This is a genomic window from Streptacidiphilus sp. BW17, assembly GCF_041262485.1.
GTDB lineage: Bacteria > Actinomycetota > Actinomycetes > Streptomycetales > Streptomycetaceae > Streptacidiphilus.
Window position 1 is genome coordinate 440967 of sequence record NZ_JBGCCR010000001.1, and the last position, 24963, is coordinate 465929.

The window sequence follows — 24963 nt, forward strand, 5'->3', positions numbered from 1 at the left end:
ACGCCGGGGGTTCCGCCGTCGTTGGTGCCGGGCATCTCACGCCTCCTCGGCTGCCTTGAACAGCGCCGCCCGCGGGTCGTCCGCGGCCGTCGCCTCGCGGTACTTCTCCAGTGCCGCCCTGGCCTCGCCCTCCATCTCCGGAGGGACCGCGACCTCGACGGTGACCAGCAGGTCGCCGCGGGTGCCGTCCTTGCGGACCGCGCCCTTGCCTCGGGCCCGCATGGTGCGGCCGTTGGCGGTGCCCGCCGGGATCTTCATGGTGACCGCCGGACCGCCGAGGGTCGGCACCCGGATCGTGCCACCCAGCGCCGCCTCAGGGAAGGAGACCGGCACGCTCACCGTCAGATTGTCGCCGCGTCGGCCGAAGACCGGGTGCGGGGTGACGTGGACCGTCACGTACAGGTCGCCCGCCGGGCCGCCGCGCTCGCCCTGGGCGCCCTTGCCCTTGAGCCGGATCCGCTGCTCCTCGCCGACCCCGGCCGGGATCCGCACCTGCATGGTCCGGGCCGACGTCGCGCGACCGCTGCCGTGGCAGACCTCGCACGGGTCGTCGACCAGCAGGCCGCGGCCCTTGCAGTCGCGGCAGGGCTCGCTCAGCGCGAAGCTGCCCTGGCCCCGGCTGATGTGGCCGGTGCCGACGCAGGTCGGGCAGACCCGAGGGGTGGTGCCGGCCTTGGCTCCGGTGCCCGCGCAGGCCTTGCACGGGGACTGGCTGGTCATCCGGATCGGGACCGTGGCGCCCTCGACCGCCTCGACGAAGCTCAGCGTGACCTCGGACTCGACGTCCGCGCCGCGCCTCGGCTGGGTGGTGGTGCCCCGACCGCGGCCGAAGAGGCCGCCGAAGAGGTCGCCGACCCCGCCGCCGAAGCTCCCGCCCTGGCCGCCCTGACCGGGCTGTGGGGCGCCGCCGAACAGGTCGCCCAGGTCGAAGTTGAACCCGCCCTGGCCCGCGCCGCCGCGGAAGCCGCCGTTGGCGAAGAGCGTGCGCGCCTCGTCGTAGTCCTTGCGGCGCTTCGGGTCGGACAGGACGTCGTTGGCCTCGGAGATCTCCTTGAAGCGCTCCTCGGCGGCCTTGTCACCCTTGTTGGCGTCGGGGTGGAACTCCCGGGCTGCTACTCGTCGGCGTCACTCTTCTTGCCCTTGGCAGCCTTGCCCTTGGCGTCCTTCGACGAGTCGGAGGAGTCCTCGGCAGAGTCCCCGGCGGCCTCGGCGGACTCGCCGCCGCCGGCCGACGCGCCGCCCGGCTCCGGCTCGGCCACCGCGACCCGCGCCGGACGGATGATCCGGTCGCCGATCTTGTAGCCGGGCTGCAGGATCTGCACGCAGGTGGTCTCCTCCACGTCTGCCGAGTAGCTGTGCATCAGCGCCTCGTGCAGCTGCGGGTCGAAGGTCTCACCCTGCTTGCCGAACTGCTGCAGGCCGAGCTTGGCCACGACCGTCTCCAGCGATTCGCCGACGGACTTGAAGCCGCCCACCAGCTCGTCGTGGTCCCGGGCGCGGCCGATGTCGTCCAGCACCGGCAGCAGGTTCTCCAGGATCGCGGCGACCGCGATCTCACGCACCGTCACCCGGTCGCGCTCGACGCGCTTGCGGTAGTTCTGGTACTCGGCCTGCAGCCGCTGGAGGTCGGCGGTGCGCTCCGCCAGCTGCTTGCGCAGCTCGGCGGCGGACTCGCCCCCGGCCTCCTCCGCCGGGGCCTTGGCGTCCGCGGGCTTGCTGCCCGCGGCGTCACGGCCCTTGGCGGCCTTGCCGGAAGCGGCGCCGGGCTCCTCAGCGTCGCCCCGCGTCTCCTCCGTCGTCACTGGGCACCGCCCTCGCGCTTCTCGTCGTCGACGATCTCGGCGTCGACGACGTCGTCCTCGGCCTGGGCGGCGTGCGGGGCGTCCGAGGGGGCGTCCGTGGCAGCCGCGCCGTCACCGGCGTTGGCGTAGAGGGCCTGGCCCAGCTTCTGGGAGACGGTGGAGAGCTTCTCGGAGGCCTCGCGGATGGCCGCGCTGTCCTCCCCCTTCAGCTTCTCCTTGAGCTCGGCGACAGCGGCGTTGACCTCGTCCTTGACGTCGCCCGGGACCTTGTCCTCGTTGTCCTTGACGAACTTCTCGGTCGTGTAGACGAGCTGCTCGGCGGTGTTGCGGGTCTCGGCGGACTCGCGGCGGCGGTGGTCCTCCTCCGCGAACTGCTCGGCCTCGCGCATCATCCGCTCGATGTCGTCCTTCGGCAGCGCCGAGCCGCCGGTGACGGCCATGCGCTGCTCCTTGCCGGTACCGAGGTCCTTGGCGGAGACGTGCATGATGCCGTTGGCGTCGATGTCGAAGGTGACCTCGATCTGCGGCAGACCACGCGGCGCCGGCGGCAGGCCGGTCAGCTCGAACATGCCGAGCTTCTTGTTGTACGCCGCGATCTCGCGCTCGCCCTGGTAGACCTGGATCTGCACGGACGGCTGGTTGTCCTCGGCCGTCGTGAAGATCTCGGAGCGCTTGGTCGGGATCGTGGTGTTGCGCTCGATCAGCTTGGTCATGATGCCGCCCTTGGTCTCGATGCCGAGGGACAGCGGGGTGACGTCGAGCAGCAGGACGTCCTTGACCTCGCCCTTGAGGACACCGGCCTGGAGGGACGCGCCGATGGCGACGACCTCGTCCGGGTTGACGCCCTTGTTGGGCTCCTTGCCGCCGGTCAGCTCGCGGACGAGCTCGGCGACGGCGGGCATACGGGTCGAGCCGCCGACCATGACCACGTGGTCGATCTCGGACAGCTGGATGCCGGCGTCCTTGATGACGTTGTGGAACGGGTTCTTGCAGCGCTCGAGCAGGTCCGCGGTCAGCTGCTGGAACTGGGAGCGGGTGAGCTTCTCGTCCAGGTGCAGCGGGCCCTCGGCGGACGCCGTGATGTAGGGCAGGTTGATCGTCGTCTCGGCAGCCGAGGACAGCTCGATCTTGGCCTTCTCGGCCGCCTCGCGCAGACGCTGCAGCGCCATCTTGTCCTTGGACAGGTCGACGCCGTGGCCGTTCTGGAACTGCTTGACCAGGTGGTCGACGACGCGCTGGTCCCAGTCGTCACCACCGAGGTGGTTGTCACCGTTGGTGGCCTTCACCTCGACGACGCCGTCGCCGATCTCCAGCAGCGAGACGTCGAAGGTGCCGCCACCGAGGTCGAAGACCAGAATGGTCTGGTCGTCCTTGTCGAGACCGTAGGCCAGGGCGGCGGCGGTCGGCTCGTTGACGATGCGCAGGACGTTGAGGCCCGCGATCTCACCGGCCTCCTTCGTCGCCTGACGCTCGGAGTCGTTGAAGTAGGCGGGGACCGTGATCACCGCGTCGGCGACCTTCTCGCCCAGGTAGGACTCCGCGTCCCGCTTCAGCTTCTGCAGGATGAACGCAGAGATCTGCTGCGGGTTGAAGTCCTTGCCGTCGAGGTTGATCTTCCAGTCGGTCCCCATGTGGCGCTTCACGGACCGGATGGTCCGGTCCACGTTGGTGACCGCCTGACGCTTGGCGACCTCGCCGACCAGCACCTCGCCGTTCTTCGCGAAGGCGACGACGGACGGTGTGGTCCGGGCGCCCTCGGCGTTGGTGATGACGGTGGGCTCACCGCCTTCGAGGACGCTGACGACAGAGTTCGTCGTACCGAGGTCGATTCCGACCGCACGAGCCATCGTGAAACCCTCCCAGAGAGGAAGTTGAGCTGAACAGACTCAACAGTGCCGCATCGGATCGCCTTCGTCAACAGAGCTGAGCGACATCGGCTCAACTTTATGTCGCCTTGACGCCGCAGCCCCCCGGATGACGCATGTCACCTCTGCTTCCGCTGTGGTTTGGGTACGGGAATCGCTACGCTCGGCATGAACTGCGATAAGTTACTGCTGAGTACACCCCAGTCCAGCAGCAGAGTCCGTAGCTCCGTAGGTGCTAGAGGAGCCCCCATGCAAATCGCCGCGATCATCGTGTCGCTGGTCCTGGCCGTGGTCGGCGTCGCGCTCTTCGTGCGCGCGATCCTCCAGATCTACGGCTTCGTCCGGCTCGGCCAGAACGTGCCCGCCGGCCTGCGCACCAACGGCTGGAAGGACCGGACGGTCACCGTCGTCCGGGAGTTCCTCGGCCACACCCGGATGAACAAGTGGGGCATCGTCGGTGTCGCGCACTGGTTCGTCGCCGTCGGCTTCTACACCCTGGTGCTCACCCTGGTGAACGCCTTCGGTCAGGTCTTCGACGCCGACTTCACCTTGCCGATCATCGGCAAGTGGGCACCGTTCGAGGTCTTCACGGAGCTCATCGGCGTGCTGACCACACTCGGCATCCTGGTGCTGATCGTGATCCGGCAGCTGAGCCGCCCGGACAAGCCCGGCCGCAAGTCGCGCTTCGCCGGCTCGAACATCGGCTTCGCCTACTTCATCGAGGCCGTGATCCTGATCATCGGCCTCGCCATCATGACCCTGCGCGGTCTTGAGGGCGTGCTGCGCGGGGTGAACCACTACGAGGTCAACTTCCTCTTCTCCTACCCGCTGACGGTCGCCTTCCGCGGGCTGTCGCTCGACACCGTGAAGAACCTGGTCTACCTGGTCGCGGCGATCAAGATCGCCGTCTCATTCATCTGGATGATCACGGTCTCGCTGCGCACCGACATGGGTGTCGCCTGGCACCGGTTCCTCGGCTTCCCGAACATCTGGTTCAAGCGCAACGCCAAGGGCGAGGTCGCGCTCGGCGCGCTGCTGCCGATGCACAGCAACGGCCAGCCGATCGACTTCGAGGACCCGGCCGACGACGCCGTCTTCGGTGTCTCCCAGGTCGAGGAGTTCTCCTGGAAGGGCATCCTCGACTTCTCCACCTGCACCGAGTGCGGTCGCTGCCAGTCGCAGTGCCCGGCCTGGAACACCGGCAAGCCGCTGTCGCCCAAGCTGCTGATCATGGGCCTGCGCGACCACGCCTACGCCAAGGCCCCCTACCTGCTCGCAGGTGAGGACAAGTCCGGCGTCCCGGCCGCCGCTGTCGCCGAGGCCGAGCGCCCGCTGATCGGCACCGCCGAGGAGAACGGCGTCATCGACCCGGACGTGCTGTGGTCCTGCACCACGTGTGGCGCCTGCGTCGAGCAGTGCCCGGTGGACATCGAGCACATCGACCACATCGTCGACATGCGCCGCTACCAGGTGATGATCGAGAGCAGCTTCCCGACCGAGGCCGGGACGATGCTCAAGAACCTGGAGAACAAGGGCAACCCGTGGGGTCTGGCGACCAAGGCCCGTCTGGACTGGGTCAAGGAGCTCAAGAAGGAGACCGGCATCGAGGTGCCGATCATCGGTCAGGACATCGAGCCCACCGAGGTCGAGTACCTGTACTGGGTCGGCTGCGCCGGCGCTCTTGAGGACCGGGCCAAGAAGACCACCAAGGCCTTCGCCGAGCTGCTGCACACCGCGGGCGTCAAGTTCGCGATCCTGGGCAAGGAGGAGACCTGCACCGGTGACTCCCCGCGCCGCCTGGGCAACGAGTTCCTCTTCCAGATGCTCGGCGCGCAGAACGTCGAGACGCTGAACGCGGCGCTGGAGGACGCTCCCACCAAGCGGATCGTCGCCACCTGCCCGCACTGCTTCAACACCCTGGCGAACGAGTACCCGCAGCTGGGCGGCCACTTCGAGGTCATCCACCACACCCAGCTGCTGCAGCACCTGATCGATACGGGCAAGCTGCTGCCGGTCAACCCGGTCGAGGGTCTGATCACCTATCACGACCCGTGCTACCTGGGCCGTCACAACAAGGTCTACAGCCCGCCGCGCGAGATCATGGACAAGGTCCCCGGTCTGCGTCAGCAGGAGATGCACCGCCACAAGGAGCGCGGCTTCTGCTGCGGCGCCGGTGGCGCGCGGATGTGGATGGAGGAGCGGATCGGCAAGCGCATCAACACCGAGCGCGTGGACGAGGCGCTGTCGCTCAACCCCGACATCGTGTCCACCGCCTGCCCGTTCTGCCTGGTGATGCTCTCCGACTCGGTCAACGGCAAGAAGAACGAGGGCGCCGCCAAGGAGAACCTGCGCGTCGTGGACGTGGCCCAGCTGCTGCTGGAGTCGGTCAAGGCCGACCCGGCCGAGCCGCAGGCCCCGGCCGAGGAGCCCGAGCCGGTCTCGTCCTGAGTCGGTCTCGTCCTGGGCCGCTCCGGCCTGAGCCGCCTCACCGCGTGAGCCACTGACGGCCCGCCTGATCGCCGCCTGCGAAAAGCAGGTGGGGACCGGGCGGGCCGTCGGCGTCGAGTCTCCATACGTTCTCCACTTGGGTGTTCGAATGCTGCGGCTACGATCCGTCCCATGAGTTACGGCGGCGGTTTCCCACCCTCCAACGCTCCGCGTCCCCCGGAGCCGGACTGGGCCGCGCTCGCGGACCGGAACGAGCAGGTGTCGCGCCGCCGCCGGTGGGTGGTGGCCGCCGGAGCGGGAGGCGCGGTCCTGGTGGTCGCGGCGGCCGTCGTCGTGGGTGTACAGGCCCTCGGAGGCAGCGGCAGCAAGGGCAGCGCCCTGGCCGGGTCGTCGGCCTCCCCAGCGGCCTCACAGAGCGCCTCAGCGTCCCCGGTGCCCTCCACCCCGCCGTCCGTCCCGCCCACGCCGGTGGCGGTCCGACTGACGGACGGGCGCGGCGGGGTGCCGCTGACGGTGGCGTCCGGGGCCACGGTCCACCCGGGCAACGGCAGCAAGGTGCTCTGGTTGGACGGTTCGCCGGAGGCCTACGCCGACGCGCCCGGTCCGGTGGTCGACACTGCCCGCAGCTTCACCGTCTCCGCCTGGGTGCTGGACAAGGCGCCGACCGGGGCGGTCATGGCGATCAGCCAGGGCCAGGGGGGCTACTACACCTTCGCGCTGGGACGGGACTACTGGCCCGGCCACGAGAGCTGGGTCTTCAAGGTCCAGTCCGCGGCGGGCGACCAGGACAAGACCACGTATCCCGTCTACGCCAAGTCACCGGCCGCGCTGAACACCTGGGTGCTGCTCACCGGCACCTACGACGCCGCCCACCGCACCATCGCGCTGTACGTGAACGGCAAGCTGCAGCAGCAGGCGAAGGTGCCGGGCATCTGGAGGAACGCCGGGGCGCTGCAGGTCGGCCGGGTCGCCTACAAGGGCCAGTGGACCGACAACTGGAACGGCATCCTCGGCCATGTGCAGGTCTGGAACGCGGCGCTGACGCCCGCTCAGGCCGCAGCGGCGGTCAAGGACAGGTCCGGTGTGGTTCCGGCCCACTCCTGGCTGGTGAGTTGAGTCGAGGGGTCGGCAGCCAGGGATGGGCCGCCGACCCCTCGACGAGTCTCAGTGCGTGAGTTCGGCGACCGGCTCGGCAGCCGGGACGTGCCCGCCGTCCGCGATGACCGCGCCACGCAGGACCGCGCCGTCGGCGACCGTGGCGTTCTCGCCCAGCACGCAGGACTCGACGTCCGCGCCCGCGCCGATCACCACACCGTCCATCACCACGCTGCCGTGGACGCGGGCGTCCTCGCGGACGATCGCCTTGCGGCCGATGGTCGTTCCGCCGGACAGCGTCGCGCCGTCGGCCACCTCGGCGTCGTCGAGGACCAGGGCCTCGCCCGGGGCACCGGGCAGCGCGGGGCTGGGGACCAGGCCGCGGACCAGGTCCGTGGAGCCCTTGACGAAGGCCTGCGGCGTGCCAAGGTCGAGCCAGTAGGACGTGTCGACCACGCCCAGCACCCGGCCGCCGTCGGCCAGCAGCCCGGGGAAGACCTCGCGCTCCACCGAGACCTCGCGTCCGGCCGGGATGCGGTCGATCACCGAGCGGGTGAAGACGTAACAGCCCGCGTTGATCTGGTCGGTGACGATCTCCTCCGGCGTGGTCGGCTTCTCGCGGAAGTCGAGCACCCAGCTGTCCTCGTCGGTCGGCACCAGGCCGAACGCGCGCGGGTCGGCGACGCGGGTGAGGTGCAGCGTCACGTCGGCCCTGGCGTCACGGTGACGCCGCACCAGGTCGGCGATGTCGAGGCCGGAGAGGATGTCGCCGTTGAAGACCAGGACCGGCTCGTCCGGGCCACTGGTCAGCAGTTCGGCCGCGTTGCGGATGGCGCCGCCGGTGCCCAGCGGCGTCTCCTCGGTGATGTAGCTGAGCTCGATGCCGTAGGCCGAGCCGTCGCCGAAGTGCGCCCGGAAGGCGTCCGGCAGGTAGGACGTGGCCAGCACCAGCCGCGTGACGCCCGCCTCGGCGGCGCGACGGACCAGGTGCTCCATGATGGGCACGCCGCCCGCGGGCACCATCGGCTTCGGGCGCGTGAGCGTCAACGGGTGGAGCCGGGTGCCCTTTCCGCCGACGAGCAGAAGCGCCTGGGTCATGTGAATCCCCTTGTGCCAAATCGAATCTCCGCCAGCGTCGTCCCGGACGGACTTCGTTGATACCACGCCAAATCGGCCGTCAGGTGGCCGGGGGGTGACCACCCGAATGTGGACGGCAGGGCCCCGCTTGCCCGCTGCACGCCTGCTCGGACGGGCTGGGGCAGGCCCGGAATATATCGGATGTACAACGATCCACTGGGGGCAAACCGGGCTATTGCCCACCCAACTCTCTTACCCCCCAGTGCCATGTGCGAATATTTTCACTCAATCCACACTGGTGACGTCACGATCGACCGGCGGGCGTCCCATGCCCGACAGCGCGTGCGTCTGATCACCTCTGTCCATGGAGTGGTACGCGTCTCATGAGTGCATCACGAGAAGTCGATCTTGTGGTGATCGGCCTCGGCTATGTCGGCCTGCCCCTGGTACGGGGAGCTACCCGGGCGGGACTGCGGGTGGTGGGACTGGACCGGAGCGACGCGGTCGTGGACGGTCTCAACTCCGGTCGCTCGCACGTCGACGACATCACCGACGCAGATCTGCAGGAGCTGCTCCGCCAGGGGTTCCGGGCGACCGTCGACGGTTCGGTGATCGCCTCTGCCGCCGCGGTGGTGATCTGCGTGCCGACGCCGCTCACCCAGCACGGTGCTCCCGACCTCACGGCGGTCAACAGCGCCGTCGCGACCGTGGCCGCTCATCTGCGGCCGGGAACGTTGGTCGTGCTGGAGTCCACCACCTACCCCGGCACCACGGACGACGTCGTCCGGCCGGCCCTGGAGGCCGGCGGCCTGCGGGTCGGCACCGACGTCCACCTCGCCTTCTCGCCGGAGCGGATCGACCCGGGCAACCCGGTCTTCGGGCTGGAGAACACCCCGAAGGTGGTCGGTGGCTGCACCCCCGCCTGTACCAAGGCCGCGCGACGGCTCTACGAGCGGTTCGTCGACGAGGTGGTGGAGGCGCGGAGCCCGCGTGAGGCCGAGATGGCCAAGCTGCTGGAGAACACCTACCGGCACGTCAACATCGCCCTGGTCAACGAGATGGCGATGTTCTGCCGGGAGATCGGCGTCGACCTGTGGGACGCGATCCGCTGCGCCTCGACCAAGCCCTTCGGCTTCGCGCCGTTCTACCCCGGGCCGGGCGTCGGCGGGCACTGCATACCGATCGACCCCAACTACCTCTCGTACAAGGTCCGTTCTCTGGGCATCCCGTTCCGGTTCGTCGAGTTGGCGCAGGAGATCAACCAGCGGATGCCGCTGCACGTCGTGCAGCGCGCGGTGGACCTGCTGAACACCCGTGCCAAGGCTGTCAACGGCTCGCGGGTGCTGCTGCTCGGCGTCACCTACAAGCCGGACATCTCCGACCAGCGGGAGACGCCCGCGACCGCCGTCGCGGTCGAACTGCTGCGCCGCGGTGCGGACCTGCGGTACTACGACCCCAACGTCCCGGAGTGGAGCGCGGCCGGCACCCCGGTGGCCCGGGTGACGGACTGTCTCGGTGAGGCGGAGACCGCCGACCTGACGATCCTGCTCCAGCCGCACCGTGAGATCGACGTCGAGGCCCTGGCCGACCGCGCCGACCTGCTGTTCGACACCCGCGGCCGGACGGTCGGGCACCCGCGGGCGGTGCAGCTGTGAGCCTGGTCCAGGGCGCGGAGGAGCAGGGCCCGCAGGAGCAGGCCGCCGAGGAGCCCGGCCCGGCGGTGGGGGCGACCGCCTCGGGCAGTGGGCGGGGCGGGCGCAAGCGCCACCGGAGGAAGCGTCACCTCAAGGTGTCGTACTTCGTCTTCGTGGCCCTGTCCGTGGTCATCGCCACCAAGATGCGCGGCTCCTCGGTCCACATCTACTCGATGCTGGCCATCGGCCTGCTGTCGATCAAGATGTTCCTGGCGCTCTTCTACCACCCGCGGCGGGCCACCGCCGCGGAGGCACGGCAGCTCGACGAGAAGTGGGTCACCGCGGTGATGCCCATCTACAACGAGGACCCTGCCATGTTCGAGCAGGGCCTGCGCAGCATCCTGGCCCAGAGCCGCCTCCCCAACGAGGTGCACGTCATCGACGACGCGAGCGCGGACGACGGCGGCCTGCGCACCGCCCGTCGGCTGGCCCGCGAGTTCGAGGCCCGCGACGTGGTGTTCAAGGTCAGCGCGCAGCCCGAGAACAAGGGCAAGCGCGAGGCGCTGGCGCGCGGATTCCTGGACGCGCCCTACACGGACTTCTTCCTCTGCGTCGACTCGGACACGGTGCTCACCCGCGACACGGTGCGCGAGCTCATCGTCCCGCTGTCGGACGACCGGATCATGGCCTCGACCGGCATGGTGCTGGCCCTGAACCACGACCGCAACATCTTCACCCGGCTCCAGGACCTCCGCTACGGCAACTCGTTCCTCTTCGAGCGGGCGGCCTACTCGCAGCTCAAGTCCGTGCTCTGCTGCTGCGGGGCGCTGTCGGTCTACCGCGGCGACCTGGTGCGCAAGTACCTGCCCGACTTCCTCAACCAGCAGTTCCTGGGCAAGCCCGCGGTCTTCGGCGACGACCGCCGGATGACCAACTACGCCCTGATCGAGGGTCAGGTGGTCTTCCAGGAGTCCGCCGTGGGCTACACCGCGGTACCGGAGCGGCTGCCGCACTTCCTGCGGCAGCAGGTGCGCTGGAACAAGTCGTTCTTCCGCGAGTCGCTGTGGGCGCTGCGCAAGCAGAAGAAGACCCGCCCCGCCTTCTGGCTGACCTGCATGGAGCTGTCGCTCTGGCTGGTCTTCGGCACGGCGATGGTCTACTCGCTGGTGGTGAACCCCATCCTGAACCCGCAGGCGTTCCTGCGGCACATCGCCGACTACGGCATGTTCATGGTGCTGATGGGGTACCTGCGCAACGTCCGGTACCTGGACTTCCCGCGCCGCAACATGGGCCTGGTCAAGCGGTTCGGGATGTTCCTGCTGGCTCCGGTGTACGGGGTGATCCAGCTGACCCTGCTGACGCCGCTGCGCTTCTACGCGCTGGCGACGCTCAACCGGGGCAAGTGGGGTACGCGGCAGGCGGGCGTCGAGGTCACCGCCCAGTCGAGCGGCGACGAGGGCGACTACTCCGCGATGTGGGAGGAGGACGAGCCCGGCTTCCCGATCGGGGAGGAACTCGCCCTCCCCGATCAGGTCCGCTGATCAGGCCTGTTGATCGGGTCCGGTGATCGGTCCGCTGATCAGGTCCAGTAGGTCATCGCCTTGGCGATGGTGACGACCGGGATGCCCCGGTCGGCGATGGCCGCCATCACCGAGGCGAAGGCCTGCTGACTGATCTGCGTGCTGGAACCCGGTGCGCCGGTGACCAGTTCGTGGAAGGTCAGGATCAGCCAGTCGCCGTCGTGGGCGCAGCGGTCCAGGCTGCCCCCGAGGCCCAGGACCGCGGACATGGGCTCGCCGGTGGTGTACTGGCCGTCGTTCAGCCCGGTGAGGGCCTTGAGCCGGTAGGGCATGGCCGGCGGCACCGACTCGGTGGTCTCCGAGACGATCGACCGGGCGGTCTTGAAGTACCGGCGCGCGATGCTGTCGACCGGAACGCCGTCCGTGGTCTGCTGGAACGCGCCGTGCGGGTAGGCGAAGTGGTCCGTGGCGAACCGGTGCGCCTCCAGCCAGGAGCGCAGCTGCCGCAGATCGGCGTCCACCTGCTGGGAGTTGAGCTGGTTGTAGCCGAGCGCGTGCGCGGCCGTCCCGTAGGCGTGACCGGCCATCTCCCAGCCGGAGCCGTTCTGCAGGGAGCTCATCTGGTTCGTGGTCAGGAACCGTGAAGTGCCGATCGCCTGGGCGATGTTGTAGATGGTGCCGGTGTAGCCGTGCCGGTCCATCACCGGGCGGGCCAGGTCGTGAACCGAGGCGTAGGAGTCGTCGAAGGTGATCGAGACGGCTCCGCGCGGGAAGACCGAGGCGGTGTCCGGGATCAGTTCGACCGACTGCAGGTGGTAGGTCACCGGCCCGCCGCCGTCGTCGTAGACCGCGAAGGACATGTCGGTGAAGCCGGACGTCTGCGAGGGCACCGAGTAGGGGGAGAGCGCGTACCCGCCCAGGGACTTGGAGACGTCGGCCCACTGCAGGTGGACCGTCACCCACTCGCCCGAACCGACGTAGTTGGCCGTCGTGCGGGAGTGGGTGTGGTACTCCCACACGTAGCCGTTCGCCAGGCGGTCGCTGCCCACGTAGAAGGCGAGCCGGTGCAGGTGCGTGGTGTCGTCGACGCGCAGGACCAGGCGGATCATCTTGCCCGTCAGGTCGAGGGCGGGCATGCCGAGGCGGTGGACGTAGGACTGCTCCCCGTTGCCGTTCGTGGTGACCCGGACCGACTGGTCGCCGGTGGCGAAGAGGGAGTGGTCGTTGAGATCCGCCGAGGACGTGCCCTGCCCGGCCGCGGTCCAGCCGTGGCCGGACTGGAACAGCTCCGACCAACTGGCCCTGGGGCCACCCGGGCTTCCTGACGGACGTCCTGACGCTATGCCGGAAGGGGAGGTGCTGGGCCAGGGCAACGCTCCCGGGATGCGGGGTGCGGGCCCCGAACCGGCCAGCGCGGACCGGATCCCGAGCGTGCCGAGGACGCCGCCGGCGGCGAGCAGCCCGCCGACGCCCGCCATCCGCAGCACGGACCGGCGACCGGCGGGGCGCTGCCCGGCGCCGGAGCGCCGCCCGGCGGTCCCACGCTGCTCGGCGTTGTCACGGTGTTCCGCGTTCCCACGGTGCTCAGCGTTCACAGATGCACTCCAGGAATGTGCGGATCAGTGCTTGGCCATGGTGTCGACGTAATCGGCGCCGCTGTTGGCGTAGCCGTTCACGGTGTTCTCCACTGCGGCGGTCGACATGGCCGCATTGGCGTTGTAGTAGAACCAGTTGACCTTCATGTCCCAGGTCCGGGAACCGAGCAGCGGAAGATCGACGAACCACGTGTTGAAGTTGACCTCCATGCCCTCACGCGGAAAGTACTTGCCGCCGCTGCTGAACAGCTTCTGGCCGTCGAGGGAATAGGTCACCACGCCGTCGGCGGCGGTGATCACGACCGTGTGCCAGCCGGAGAGGCCCTCGTGGTTCCGTCGGGTGGCCCGGTCCCCGTTCACCGCGCTGTACCAGCTGGTGGTGTCCAGGATCGGTCCGGCGGCTCCCCAGCCGCCGTTCGGCATGTACTCGGTGTCCAGCTCGCTGTACTTCGAGTTGTACGACGAGATCGTGTAGAAGGACTCGTTGATGTGGTCGCCGTTGGTGCCGCTGTCGGGCTGGTCGCTGTAGTAGATCCGCGCGGCGTAGGTGCCGGTGGTGAAGGTCGTGGCGATGGTCTGCAGCTCGGCCTGCGAGGTGCCGGACTTGGTGCCGTCGGTGGCCGCCTGCAGTTGGAGCGCCTGGCCGCCGAGCGCGCCCGGCGTGGCGGGGAAGCTGATGCCCTTGCCGGTCCAGGTGTTCCGGACGCCCGGACCGCCGGAGCTGGTGCGGATCAGCCAGCCGTGGTCGAAGAGGGCCGGGTCCTTCGGGCCGCTGTAGTGGAAGTCGTCGAACATCACGCCCGGTCCGACGGCCAGGTGCGGGCTCGGCGAGGCCGAGGGCTGCGCGTCGGCGGAGGCGATGCCGGAGGGCTCGTCCCCCCAGGCCAGCTTGCCGTTGACGTAGGCGGTCACCGAGCTGGACGGCTTGAACGAGGTGTCGGACGCGTCGAAGGAGTGGTCGTCGGCCTGGTTCAGGTCCTTGTGGTCCGTCCGGTAGAACTGCAGGCGCAGCCCCTTGCTGTTCTCCCCGGGGCCCAGCGTCCCGGCCGCGGAGGTGAAGCTGATCTCCAGGTAGTGGTCGGCCTTGTCGGCCGGGGTGGACAGTGCCACGACCCGCCCCTGGACGTTGGAACAACCCATGGGGGCCTCAACGCAGTTGAAGCCGTAGCCGGCGCCGTCGGCGGAGAAGTAGTAGTGCAGCGTCACCTGGTCCAGCGGGATCGCGTGCTTCGAGGAGTTGATCACCTCGAACCACGGCTCCGCCACGGGCGTGACCGTCGGGGTGTTGCTCCGGTACCGGACCGTGAGATCGCTCTGCTTGGGCTGTGCGCCCTTCCACACCGGGTAGAGCGCGGTGCCCGCCGCGACCAGAACGGCCACGACCAGCAGCAGTTTGACGGTGCTCCAGAGGCGTCTGCGCGCAGACGACGGTGCAGAACCCACGGGAAGCTCCAACCGGGTACGGGTGACGCGGCAGCGCGACCCCACATATAAGCGTTTGATCTCGCCAGATGGCCGGGCAATCCTAGCGGCCTTCACGTTCTGCTTCGAGGTCGCACTGCACCCGGAGCAGGGTCAATAAAGCGGCGCCATTTCGGACATGTCGACGATGTGTCGTTCCGGGCGTCCTTCTGAACGACATGTGTCCGGGTATCACCTGCACGTTTGTCAGGCAGAACCGTTACGATCCCGCCATGACTTTTGGGGACCCGATACGGGGCGAGGGCAGCGGACCGGAGCAGGCCGGCTGGCCCGCCATGCCGGGGCAGCAGTCCGGCCAGCAGCTGCCACCGGGCGCGCAGCCTCCCCAGGGCGGGCAGACTCCGCCGGACCGCGGGCCGGCCATGCCGAACTCCGGCTACGGCTATCCGCCCCAGCAGCAGTTCCCGCAGCAGCAGTTCCCGCAACAGGGGGCGCCTCAGCAGCCGTACCCCCCGGCCGGCTCGCAGGAGCCGGACTGGAACGCGCTCGCGGAGCAGAACGAGTCGCGGAGCCGCAACCGGCGTCGCTGGCGGACCACGGCGCTCGTCGTCGGCGCGGTCGTCCTCGTCGGCGGTGCCTGCGCGGGGGCGTTCCTCACGTTGGGCAAGCACAACACCCCGACGCCGGTCGCCACGGGCTCGCCCTCCGCGTCGCCGTCCGCCACCGCGCACCAGCAGCAGCTTTCGGACGCCGAGGGCACCGTCCCGCTGGCCGTCGGTTCCGCCGCGACCCTGGCCCCGGTGGCACCGGAGGCGGGCGGTCAACCGGGCAACGGGACCCAGGCGTTGGCCTTCAACAGCAGGCCGGAGTCCTACGCCGGTTCCACCGGCCCGGTCGTCGACACCCAGAACAGCTTCACCGTCGCCGGCTGGGTGATGAACAGCGCCAAGCAGGACGGCCGCACCGCGATCAGCCAGGGTGACGACGGCTACTACGCCTTCGACCTCGGCCGTGACTTCTGGACCAAGCACAACAAGTGGGTCTTCAAGGTCCAGACCGCCGCCGGGAACCAGGACAAGACCGTGTACGCGGTCTACTCCAAGGCCGACGCGACGCAGAACGCCTGGGTCTTCCTCTCCGGAACCTACGACGCCACCGCGCACACCATCTCGCTCTACGTCAACGGCCAACTCCAGGGCACGACCAAGGTGCCCGGCATCTGGTCGGACACGGGCACCCTGCAGCTGGGTCGACTCCGCTACCAGGGCAGCTGGGTCGACCACTGGAACGGTCAGATCACCGACGTCGAGTGCTGGAACACGGCGCTGACCGCGCCCCAGGTGGCCGGCGCCATGAAGGGGACGGCCACCGCCGCGCCCGACCACGCCTGGCTGGTGCACTGAGCGCTCCCGGACGGTTCCCGCCGGGCGGCTGGTTGGTCCACCTGCGGCGTCCTGACTGTGCTCTTCGTGTCACAGCTGTGTTCCGGGTGACCTCGTGATCACGTGGTCCTGCGGGTGACGGGTACCTTCGGGATGTGCGACTTCGTGGAATGAGGATCGGCGGCAACCGGCAGGCCCAGGGCGTGACGGCCCCGCCCGTGCCGGCTGCCGTCCCGACGGCGGACCCGGCGGACGAGCCGGGCCACACCCGTGCCTTCACCGTGCCCGAGATGCCCGCTGCGGCCTGGTCGGGCGGCCCGGACGGCTACAGCCCGGACGGCTACGGCGCGCCCGGGTACGGCCGTGACGGGTACGACCCGGACGGATACGGCACGGAGCAGGACGCGGGCGGGGACGAGAACGTCACCACTTACCGGGCCGGCCAGCCGCATCCCAAGGTCGGCTCGGGGCGGCTGGACTGGAAGGCGCTGCTGCGCGGCATCGTCGAGCACCCCACCCGGACCTTCGCGCAGATGCGCGCGCACCAGGTCTGGGGCCCGGCGCTGGCCGTCTCCGCGCTCTACGGCGTGCTCGCCACCTTTGCCATCGGCGACACCAGCAGCCAGGTGCTGCACTCCACGTTCACGCTGGCGCTGATGATCGTCGTCTCCAGCGCGGTGGGCTTCGTGCTGGCGGGGTTCATGTTCGGCTCGGTCACCCACGTGCTGGCCCGACGCCTGGGCGGCGACGGCGCCTTCGCGCCGACGGTCGGGCTGTCGATGCTGATCTCCTGGCTGACCGACGTGCCCCGGCTGCTGCTGGCGATCTTCCTGCCCGCCGGCAACGGCGTGGTCCAGCTGCTCGGCTGGGCGACCTGGGCGTACTGCGCCTGGCTGTTCGCGGCGATGCTGCGGCAGCTGCACGACCTGCCCTGGGGCAAGGCGTTGACGGCGGCGGCGCTGCAGTTGCTGATGCTGCTCGTGGTGATCAAACTCCCGACGCTGGGCTGAGCCGCTGGGCTGAGCCGCTGGGCTGAGCCGCTGGGCTGAGCCGCTGGGCTGAGCCGCTGGGTTGAGCCGCTGGGCTGAGCCGCAGCGGCGCCCGTGCGGTTGAATGGAGCAGCCGGTCGAACGGTCGGCAAGGACCTGCCGACCTCCCCGACCCTGCTGACCTCCCCGACCTCCCTGATCTGCCGTTCGGAGTCACCCATGACCGCGCCGTCGTCCGCCCTTCCCGCCGCCTCCACGCAGGTGACCTTCCCGGCCGGAGCCGTCGAGGGCCACTCGGTGGTCGTCGGCTGTGTCCCGCTGCCGGACGGTCGCCACGGCGTCGTGGTCGAGCGCACGCCGTTCCACCCGCTCGACCACACCTGGCCCGACCAGCCCGCCGACACCGGCACGCTCGGCGATCAGGCGGTCCTGGACTGCGTCACCGGCGGTCTGAGCCCCGAGGGCGAGCTGCTGCTGGGCGCGGACATCCCGGTCCGGCGCGGCGACGCGGAGTGGTCCTGGCTGGTCGTGCACGTGGTCGCCGAGCCGGTCGCGGTCGGCGAGGAGGTCGACCTGCGCGTCGAGGCCGACCGCCGGGCGGCGCTCAGCGCCTCCCACACCGGCTGCCACCTGCTGGCGCTGGCGCTCAACGGCGCGCTCGCGCCGCGCTGGCGCAAGGACCCGGGCCGCACCGACTCGCTGGGCAGCCCGGACTTCGACTCGCTGGCGATGGACACCTCGCGGATGGACACCGCCGCCAGCTACGACGTCTACCGGATCGGCAAGTCGCTGAAGAAGAAGGGCTTCACCGTCGACGGCCTGGCCGAAGAGCTCCCCGCGATCACCGACGCCGTCAACGCCCGCCTCGCCGCCTGGGTCGCCGCGGACGCAGAGGTCCGGATCGAGGCCCCGAGCCCCGAGCTGACCGCGCGCCGCGAGTGGCACGCGTCGCTCCCGGAGGGCCACGCCTCGATCTTCTGCGGCGGCTCCCACCTGCACCACCTGGGCGAACTGGCCGCGCTCACGGCCGAACTGCGGCTCAACGAGGACGGCACGGAGCTGACCGTCACCACCACGCCCAAGCGGGCGTGAGCTGTTCCGACCCTGCCTAGATCTTGGTCCGGTGGAAGTTCATGTAGGACCGGGACGGCGTCGGGCCGCGCTGGCCGAGGTAGCGGGAGCCGTACTTCTCGGACCCGTACGGGTACTCGGCCGGCGAGCTCAGCCGGAACATGCACAACTGGCCGATCTTCATGCCCGGGTAGAGCTTGATCGGCAGCGTGGCGACGTTCGACAGCTCCAGCGTCACGTGGCCGCTGAAGCCGGGGTCGATGAACCCGGCGGTGGAGTGGGTCAGCAGCCCGAGGCGACCGAGCGAGGACTTGCCCTCCAGCCGCGACGCGAGGTCGTCCGGCAGCGTCACCACCTCGTAGGTGGACGCCAGCGCGAACTCGCCGGGGTGCAGGATGAACGGGTCGTCCCCGTCCGGCTCGACCAGCCGGGTCAGGTCGGGCTGCTCGACCGCGGGGTCGATGTGCGGGTACCTGTGGTTCTCGAAGACCCGGAAGAACCGGTCGAGGCGCACGTCGATGCTGGACGGCTGGATCATCTCCTGGTCGTAGGGGTCGATGACCACGCGACCGGATTCGATCTCGTTCCGGATGTCCTTGTCTGAGAGCAGCACGCGTTGAGGTTACGTGCATGAACAGACCCCCGCCCAATCGGCGCGGGGGTCTGTGCTGCTTTTCCGTACGTCCGGCTCTGTGGCTAGGCCAGGAACTCCATGGCCTCGCGCCGCAGCGCCTTGCTGATCTGCTCCGTCGAGAGCGCCGCCAGATCTGCGGGAACGGCGCTCCGAAGCCGCGCACACTGCGGGCAGCGCATCAGCCGACCAGGGCCGATCCGTCCGTCACGCAGATGCTGCATCGGGAAACTCGCGGTGCTGAACAGGTGCCCTTCGGCACAACGGACGACAGTGCGCTCCATTGCATCCTCTCCCCAACGCCGTAGGCCAGCCCTGCCACATTAGGGGATCTTCCGGACATATCGCCCTCAGGCTCGCCGACTGGGCCTCCGGCCATCCGTGTGCGTCACAGTACGCCCACGGCGCACGGGATCACCACCGCTGCACGTGAGGCGCGCGATGGGGTAGAGTGAAGGTGGAGAGGCCGTCACTGACGGCTGATCAGGCGGGCGTAGTTTAATGGTAGAACATAAGCTTCCCAAGCTTAGAGCGCGAGTTCGATTCTCGTCGCCCGCTCGCTAGTTGAAGGGCCGGAGACCATGTGTCTGCGGCCCTTCTTCGTCTGTCGCGGTTGGCCCGTCTGGCGAGACTGCCGGCGTGGTCAGCTCTGTCAGGGCTGGGTGTCCGCCTGGGTCATGGACGCGACGGCGGCGGAGACGGTGTCCTCGTAGAGGCCGAGCTTCGGCCCCCGCACCGGAGTCCCGGTGGTGAGCGGGAAGTTGACGGTGTCGGCGTCGGGCATGTGGTTCCCGTCCGCCAGGACGTTCAGCTCGTTGATGCCTGGGGCGGTGCCGCTGGTCGCGCCGCTGGGGTCGAGGTCGACGACCGCGTAGGCGGTCTCGCCGACATGGACCGGGTAGGCGGGAGCGCCGCCGAGGCCGCTCGGGACCAGCGGCTTGACGGCGTGGCTCTGGTCGGCGGAGGCCGAGTTGTCCAGGTAGACGAGCGGGTAGTAGCTCAGCCCGCAGGCGTGCGAGCCGTTGTTGTGCACCTCGATCACGCGTCGGCTCGCGGTGTTCCCGCCGATCACGTGCACCGAGAGCTGGGACGCGTCGCACGGGTGGGTCCAGGCGTAGCTGTCGCTGTTGCTCCCGGTGCCGCTGCCGCCGGTTCCGCCGGAAGAGCCGGAAGAGCCGGAGGTGCTGCCGGTCGAGCCGGAGGTCCCTGAGGTTGAACCCGAGCCGCCGGTGCTGCCACCGGTCGTCCCGGTCGTCCCGGTCGTCCCGGTCGGTGCGGCGATGGGCGAGGCGCTGGTCCCGGAGGACGGCTGCGAGGCGCTCGTCCCGCTCGCCGCGGCGGTGCCGGACGCTTGGCACGCGGTGAGGGCGAGCGCCCCGAGCGCCAGCATGGCGGCGGTGGAAAGGGTGCGGGTCCGGGACGGGCGGCGGACGGACGTCGGCGAGGTGCTGCGCATGGTGATCGGCCTTTGCTGTGGTCGGGATCGACTGGACGGCATCACCGTCGCCCCCGTTCTGTCCCGAATGCCACAGTCTCGCCACAGCTGGGGACGGTGGAACGATTCCACCCACTCTGACCTGCGATGATGAAGCCTCCTGGAACGCCGCTCCGGGACACGGGGGAGGGTGCGACGACCATGCACGTCAACGAATTCGCCGCGCAGCTGCGGGAGCTCAAGGACCGTTCCGGTCGGAGCTACGGCATGCTCGCCAAGCGACTGCACGTCAGCACGTCCACACTGCACCGCTACTGCAACGGTGCGGCCGTGCCGGGCGACTACGCCCCGGTCGAGCGGTTCGCCCGCGTCTGCGGCGCGACGCCGGAGGAGCTGGTCGAGCTGCACCGGCGCTGGCTCCTCGCCGACGCCGAACGCCGCCACGAGCCCGCACGGGCTTCGAAGGATCCGGCGGACGAGGGCCCGACGGTCGAGAGCCCGGCGGTCGAGCCGCCGCCGGCGCCGTCTGTCGAGCCCGAGTCTTTCGAGTCCGAGCCCGAGTCTGTCGCCGAGCCTACGGAGCGGGATCAACCGGTGGTGGCTGCGGCTGCCTTCCCGGAGCCGCTCCAACCGCGCCGCCCGCGTCGGATGCGCCGGGCGCGGGTGTTGCTGGCGGCACTGGCGGTGGTGGCCGTCGCGGTTCCGGTGGCGCTGACCACCGCGCAGGGCAGCGGTGACACCACAGCCTCGGTCACCTCGCCGAGCCGGAGCACAGCCTCGCACCCGGCCGTCACGGTTCCGGCCACCCCCCGGACGTCCGGCTCGCTCTCGTCCTCGCCGTCGGCACTCACGCCGTCGCAGTCCGGCTCGTCATCGTCGCTGACCTCACCGTCGGCGTCCGGACCGGCGGACGGTTCCGGGGACTCGACCGCCGCGCCCTTCCAGGTCAGCGTCATGTCGGACAACTGGGACACCCAGTGCGACCAGTGGTTCCTGATGTCACAGGCGCCGTCGGAGGTGAAGCCCCCGCCGGCGATCGAGGCGACGGGCCGTTGGGCCTCCGCGCTCGGCGCCGTCCCGGCCGCGCACCTGCGGTTGCAGCTGACCGCGCAGGGTGGCTCGTCGCAGTCCGTGGTGCTGCACGCCCTGTACGTCCACGTGGTCAGCAGCCGACCGGCGCCGAAGGGGTACGGCTACACCGCAGGGTCGGGCTGCGGGGGTGGGCTCACGCCCGCGTCCTTCGTCGTCGAGCTCGACTCGCCCGACCCGCACGCCCGTGCCGTCCCCGGCTACGAGGGCAACAACCCGACACCGGTCATGGACTTCCCGTTCCAGACCTCGGCGAGCGACCCGCAGGTCCTCGACGTCGACGCGCACACCGCCGACCAGGACGTCAGCTGGTACCTCGACCTGCTCTGGAGCTCCGGAGACCGCCAGGGCGTCCTGCGCGTCGACGACCACGGTCAGCCGTTCCGGACGGTCGGTCTGGCCGGAGACCCGACCTACTTCTACAACGGCAGCACCTGGACGCCCACCGCACCGCCGAGTTGAGGACCAGTCGACAGCGATCAGTCGAAGCGGATGTGCCGGAGCCCGATCGCGCTGCGGCGCAGCAGTCCGCGCAGGGCGGAGTCGGTGTCGGGAGTGAGGGTCAGGCCCGCCGACGCGGCGATGCGGTCGGCGACCTGGGCGACCGTCAGGTGGTCGGTCTCGATCCGTTCCGCCGGGACGGTGAACTCCGTGGTGCGCAGGCTTTCCAGACAGCGGTCGAGCTGGGCCACCGCGAAGCTCTCCCGGCGCAGCGGTGCGTCCTTGCCCGCGACGACCTGCAGGACGTGGCCGAAGCCGCGCTCGCGCAACCGCCGCAGCACGGTCTCCCGCTGCGCGAGCAGCGCGAAGTGCCGGACGTCGTGGCCGTGTTCGTCACGCAGTCGGCCCAGGATCCCGTCGATGTAGGCCGGCTCGACGACCGTCATCGGGGCGATGACGACGCCGTCCTGCCCGGTCAGGGCCAGGTCGAGCACCTCGACGACGCCCTCGCGCCAGGCGACCAGGTCCTGGAAGTTGCCGCGCAGCGCGGGCGGGACCATGCGGCGCAGCCCGAAGCCGACGTGCTCCGGATCGCAGACGACGCTGCCCGGCAGGCGGCGGGCGAGCTCGTATGCGGTCTGCGTCTTGCCGCCCCCGAAGGGTCCGTTGATCCACAGAAGCATGCGCCGAGCCTACGCACCGGAGCACCCAGGAGCGTCAGGGGTATCAGGAGCGTCAGGCATGTCAGGAACCGAGGCTCGGCCGGACGGGCGACGCGCGGTTGGCGGGCGGTGCGGTGGCGCGGCCGAGCCCTGGCGTCGACGTAACCTGCGGGAACTTCGCCCCGGAGGCGGGCGCCTGAGGGTCGGTGAGGTGCCGGTGAGCAGGCTCGGACTGAGGGTGTCCCGCTCGGATCGGTCGCGGCGAAGCGCGGGGCGACTGCGAAGCGCAGGGCGACTGCGGCGTGCGGGGAGAACGGCGGCCCTGACGGTCACCGTCGTCGCGGTGTTGACCGGGACCGGACCCGGCGCCGGAGCCGGGGCCCTGACCGGGGCCGTCCCGGACGGACGGCCGGTCAGGACCGCGTCCAACGACGTTGTCTCGGCCCACACTGCCCACACGGCCCGCACGCCACACACCGCCGGGTGGGGGGATCCGGCGAGCCTGGTGGACCCGTTCGTCGGGACAGGCAACGGCGGGCGGTGGGTCGGGCAGGTGGACACCTTCCCCGGGCCCAGCCTGCCCTTCGGGATGCTGCAGTGGAGCCCGGACACGACCTCGCGCCCGGACGGTGGCGGGTACAACTACGCCGACAGCGCGCTCACCGGGTTCAGCCTCACCCACCTCTCCGGCCCCGGCTGCCGTGTCGCCGGGGACGTGCCGTTCCTGCCGCTGGCGGCCGACGCGCCACAGACAGATGCGCCACAGACAGAGCCGCCGCAGACAGACGCGACACGGACCGACGCGTCACGGACAGGCGCGCCACGGACAGGCGCGCCACGGACAGGCGCGACGCGCAGATCGGTGCCGTTCAGCCACGAGAGCGAGGTGGCCCGGCCCGGCTACTACGCGGTGACCGCGGGCGGCGTCCGGACCGAGCTCAGCACCACTCTCCGCACCGGCGTCGCGGACTTCACCTTCCCGCCCGGCGGCCCGGCGACCGGCACGCTGCTGGTCAGAGCCGAGCGCAGCGCGACCGCCACCACCGACGTGAACGTCAGCGTCCTCGGCGACCGGGAGATCGTCGGTCAGGTGAGCAGCGGGCGCTTCTGCTCCAGCCACAACCGCTACACCCTCTACTTCGCCGCCCGCTTCGACCGGCCGTTCACCACCGCGCGGCTCTGGCCGCCCGATGCCCATGGACCCACGCCCGGAGCGACCTTGGGCTTCGACCTGGGCCCTGACCGCCGGCTCGGCGCCCAGGTCGCCGTCTCGTACGTCGACCTCGCCGGTGCCGAGGCCAACCTGCAGGCCGAGGCGAACAGTTGGGACGTCGGCCAGGTCGCCGCGCGCGCCTACGACCTGTGGTCGCGGCAGTTGGGGTCGATCACCGTCGCGGGGGGAAGCCAGGAGCATCGGGCGACCTTCTACACCGCGCTCTACCACTCGCTGCTGCACCCCAGCGTCTTCAGCGACGCCGACGGACGCTATCCCGGCTTCGACGGCCGGGTGCACCGGATCCTGCCCGGCCACCCGCACTATGCGGACTTCTCCGGCTGGGACATCTACCGTTGCCAGGTCCCGCTGTTGACGCTGATCGCGCCGGACCGGGCCGACGACATGGCCACCTCGCTGCTCGACGACGCCGACCAGAGCGGCGGCTGGCTGCCGAAGTGGCCCGTCGCCGCCGGGGACACGGACGTGATGAACGGTGATCCGGCGGACGCGATCCTGGCGGACGTCTACGCCTTCGGGGACCACGGCTTCGACGCCGCACGCGCGTTGCGGCTGGCGGTGCACGGCGCGGAGGACAGCCCCACCGCGACCGATCCGCCGGCCCAGGGCTGGTACGTCGAACGCCCGTGGCTGGCCCAGTACCTGAGCCTCGGCTACGTGCCGAACACCCACCGCGACTCCACCGCCCATGTGAACAACGGCGCTTCGGCGACGCTGGAGTACGCCGTGGCCGACTTCGCCGTCTCCCGGCTGGCGGCTGCGCTCGGGCAGGACGACGTGGCGAGCCGGTTCCGGGCCCGGTCGCACTCCTGGGAGCACCTCTTCGACCCCGCTACCGGCTACATCCGCCCGCGTGGGGCGGACGGGGCGTTCCCGCCCAGGCCGCCGGCGGTGGCGTGGGACGGCAGCGACCAGGACGGCTTCCAGGAGGGCAACGCGGCGCAGTACACCTGGATGGTGCCGCAGGACCTGCCCGCGCTGGTCTCCGCGCTCGGCGGGCCGGGCGTGGTCAACCCGCGGCTGGACCGCTTCTTCACCGAGCTCAACGCCGGACCGGCCCGGCCGTACCAGTGGCAGGGCAACGAGCCGACCTTCGGCACCCCGTGGATCTACGACAGCACCGGCCGTCCCGACCGGACCGAGGCGGTGGTCCGGTCCATCGTCGACCAGCTCTACGGGCTGAGCCCGGGCGGGGAGCCGGGCAACGACGACCTCGGCGCGATGAGCTCCTGGTACGTCTGGGCTGCGCTCGGGCTCTACCCCGAGACCCCGGGCGCTCCCGTGCTGGCCCTCGGCAGTCCGCTCTTCCCCTACGTGGCGGTGCACCGTCCGTCGGGCCCCGACCTCACCATCACCGCGGCCGGGACCGGGCCCTACGTCCGAAAGCTCATCCGTGACGGCGTTCCGTCCTCGGCCACCTGGATCGACCGGACCGCCTCCCAGCTCGTCTTCGTCCTCTCCCCGACGCCGACGACGTGGGGCACCGCTCCGTCCGACGCGCCGCCCGTATTTCCCTGAGCGGTCGGCGGATGCGGTCAAGTCGCCTGCGGCCGAACGGTCGTGCGCCAACG

18 protein-coding genes, 1 tRNA gene and 1 pseudogene are annotated in these 24963 nt (G+C 70.2%); 10 read left to right on the forward strand and 10 right to left on the reverse strand.

Annotation, left to right across the window (positions count from 1 at the left end; translation table 11 throughout):
• Positions 1-36: 36 nt before the first annotated feature.
• The 3 genes and pseudogenes from dnaJ to dnaK all read right to left on the reverse strand — a co-directional run.
• Positions 37-1119 (reverse strand): annotated as a pseudogene (gene dnaJ / locus ABH940_RS01960) (molecular chaperone DnaJ); the annotation flags it as partial.
• The gene (grpE, locus tag ABH940_RS01965; RefSeq protein ID WP_370072694.1) at positions 1113-1802 is read right to left on the reverse strand and encodes a nucleotide exchange factor GrpE; all 690 of its coding nucleotides are present in this window, start codon (positions 1800-1802) and stop codon (positions 1113-1115) included. The pseudogene dnaJ and the gene grpE, both read right to left, overlap by 7 nt.
• A complete protein-coding gene (gene dnaK, locus ABH940_RS01970) occupies positions 1799-3649 on the reverse strand; it encodes a molecular chaperone DnaK (RefSeq protein ID WP_370072695.1) in 1851 nt (616 codons plus the stop codon). Before dnaK ends, grpE begins: the two co-directional genes overlap by 4 nt.
• A 267-nt stretch (positions 3650-3916) precedes the next feature.
• Between dnaK and ABH940_RS01975 the strand changes: the two genes are divergently transcribed.
• Together ABH940_RS01975 and ABH940_RS01980 are read left to right on the forward strand one after the other, a co-directional pair.
• Positions 3917-6115: a (Fe-S)-binding protein gene (locus ABH940_RS01975; RefSeq protein WP_370072696.1), complete on the forward strand. Its 2199-nt coding sequence runs from the start codon at positions 3917-3919 to the stop codon at positions 6113-6115.
• 171 nt (positions 6116-6286) lie between these two features.
• Positions 6287-7231, forward strand: coding sequence for a LamG domain-containing protein (locus ABH940_RS01980; RefSeq protein WP_370104027.1), 945 nt, complete (start codon positions 6287-6289; stop codon positions 7229-7231).
• 48 nt (positions 7232-7279) lie between these two features.
• Here ABH940_RS01980 and ABH940_RS01985 read toward each other — a convergent pair whose 3' ends face one another.
• The gene (locus ABH940_RS01985; protein WP_370072698.1) at positions 7280-8308 is read right to left on the reverse strand and encodes a sugar phosphate nucleotidyltransferase; all 1029 of its coding nucleotides are present in this window, start codon (positions 8306-8308) and stop codon (positions 7280-7282) included.
• A gap of 362 nt (positions 8309-8670) precedes the next feature.
• On the opposite strand from ABH940_RS01985, the gene ABH940_RS01990 reads away from it, so the two are divergent.
• Entirely contained in the window at positions 8671-9942 is a 1272-nt protein-coding gene (locus ABH940_RS01990; RefSeq protein ID WP_370072699.1) for a nucleotide sugar dehydrogenase, read from the forward strand.
• Positions 9939-11462 (forward strand): glycosyltransferase, encoded by a 1524-nt coding sequence (locus ABH940_RS01995; RefSeq protein ID WP_370072700.1) that lies wholly within the window; start codon positions 9939-9941, stop codon positions 11460-11462. The genes ABH940_RS01990 and ABH940_RS01995 overlap by 4 nt, the downstream gene beginning before the upstream one ends.
• 38 nt (positions 11463-11500) lie before the next feature.
• On the opposite strand, the gene ABH940_RS02000 is transcribed toward ABH940_RS01995, so the two are convergent.
• Together ABH940_RS02000 and ABH940_RS02005 are read right to left on the reverse strand one after the other, a co-directional pair.
• Positions 11501-13036: a polysaccharide deacetylase family protein gene (locus ABH940_RS02000; RefSeq protein WP_370104030.1), complete on the reverse strand. Its 1536-nt coding sequence runs from the start codon at positions 13034-13036 to the stop codon at positions 11501-11503.
• Positions 13037-13060: 24 nt separating this feature from the next.
• The gene (locus ABH940_RS02005; RefSeq protein ID WP_370072702.1) at positions 13061-14479 is read right to left on the reverse strand and encodes a cellulose binding domain-containing protein; all 1419 of its coding nucleotides are present in this window, start codon (positions 14477-14479) and stop codon (positions 13061-13063) included.
• Between the two features lie 251 nt (positions 14480-14730).
• Here ABH940_RS02005 and ABH940_RS02010 point away from each other — a divergent pair, with 251 nt between their 5' ends.
• The 3 genes from ABH940_RS02010 (at position 14731) to ABH940_RS02020 (ending at position 17921) form a co-directional block, all read left to right on the forward strand.
• Positions 14731-15861 (forward strand): LamG domain-containing protein, encoded by a 1131-nt coding sequence (locus ABH940_RS02010; RefSeq protein ID WP_370072703.1) that lies wholly within the window; start codon positions 14731-14733, stop codon positions 15859-15861.
• Between the two features lie 134 nt (positions 15862-15995).
• Positions 15996-16850, forward strand: coding sequence for a YIP1 family protein (locus ABH940_RS02015; protein ID WP_370072704.1), 855 nt, complete (start codon positions 15996-15998; stop codon positions 16848-16850).
• Positions 16851-17048: 198 nt separating this feature from the next.
• On the forward strand, positions 17049-17921 hold the full coding sequence (locus ABH940_RS02020) for a metal-dependent hydrolase (RefSeq protein ID WP_370072705.1): 873 nt from the start codon (positions 17049-17051) through the stop codon (positions 17919-17921).
• Positions 17922-17937: 16 nt separating this feature from the next.
• Here ABH940_RS02020 and dcd read toward each other — a convergent pair whose 3' ends face one another.
• Both dcd and ABH940_RS02030 read right to left on the reverse strand, forming a co-directional pair.
• Positions 17938-18513 (reverse strand): dCTP deaminase, encoded by a 576-nt coding sequence (gene dcd / locus ABH940_RS02025; RefSeq protein WP_370072706.1) that lies wholly within the window; start codon positions 18511-18513, stop codon positions 17938-17940.
• A gap of 83 nt (positions 18514-18596) precedes the next feature.
• The gene (locus tag ABH940_RS02030; RefSeq protein ID WP_196193435.1) at positions 18597-18815 is read right to left on the reverse strand and encodes a hypothetical protein; all 219 of its coding nucleotides are present in this window, start codon (positions 18813-18815) and stop codon (positions 18597-18599) included.
• Between the two features lie 203 nt (positions 18816-19018).
• Between ABH940_RS02030 and ABH940_RS02035 the strand changes: the two genes are divergently transcribed.
• A tRNA-Gly gene (locus ABH940_RS02035) sits at positions 19019-19089 on the forward strand.
• Between the two features lie 94 nt (positions 19090-19183).
• Here ABH940_RS02035 and ABH940_RS02040 read toward each other — a convergent pair.
• The gene (locus ABH940_RS02040) at positions 19184-19987 is read right to left on the reverse strand and encodes a DUF4232 domain-containing protein (RefSeq protein WP_370104032.1); all 804 of its coding nucleotides are present in this window, start codon (positions 19985-19987) and stop codon (positions 19184-19186) included.
• Positions 19988-20167: 180 nt separating this feature from the next.
• On the opposite strand from ABH940_RS02040, the gene ABH940_RS02045 reads away from it, so the two are divergent.
• Positions 20168-21517, forward strand: coding sequence for a helix-turn-helix domain-containing protein (locus ABH940_RS02045; protein ID WP_370104034.1), 1350 nt, complete (start codon positions 20168-20170; stop codon positions 21515-21517).
• Between the two features lie 17 nt (positions 21518-21534).
• Here the strand turns inward: ABH940_RS02045 and ABH940_RS02050 are convergent, their stop codons facing one another.
• Positions 21535-22179 (reverse strand): ATP-binding protein, encoded by a 645-nt coding sequence (locus tag ABH940_RS02050; protein WP_370072709.1) that lies wholly within the window; start codon positions 22177-22179, stop codon positions 21535-21537.
• Between the two features lie 322 nt (positions 22180-22501).
• Here ABH940_RS02050 and ABH940_RS02055 point away from each other — a divergent pair, with 322 nt between their 5' ends.
• Positions 22502-24910 carry a GH92 family glycosyl hydrolase gene (locus tag ABH940_RS02055; protein ID WP_370104036.1) on the forward strand — a complete coding sequence of 803 codons (2409 nt, stop codon included), beginning with the start codon at positions 22502-22504 and terminating at the stop codon, positions 24908-24910.
• Positions 24911-24963 lie beyond the last annotated feature (53 nt).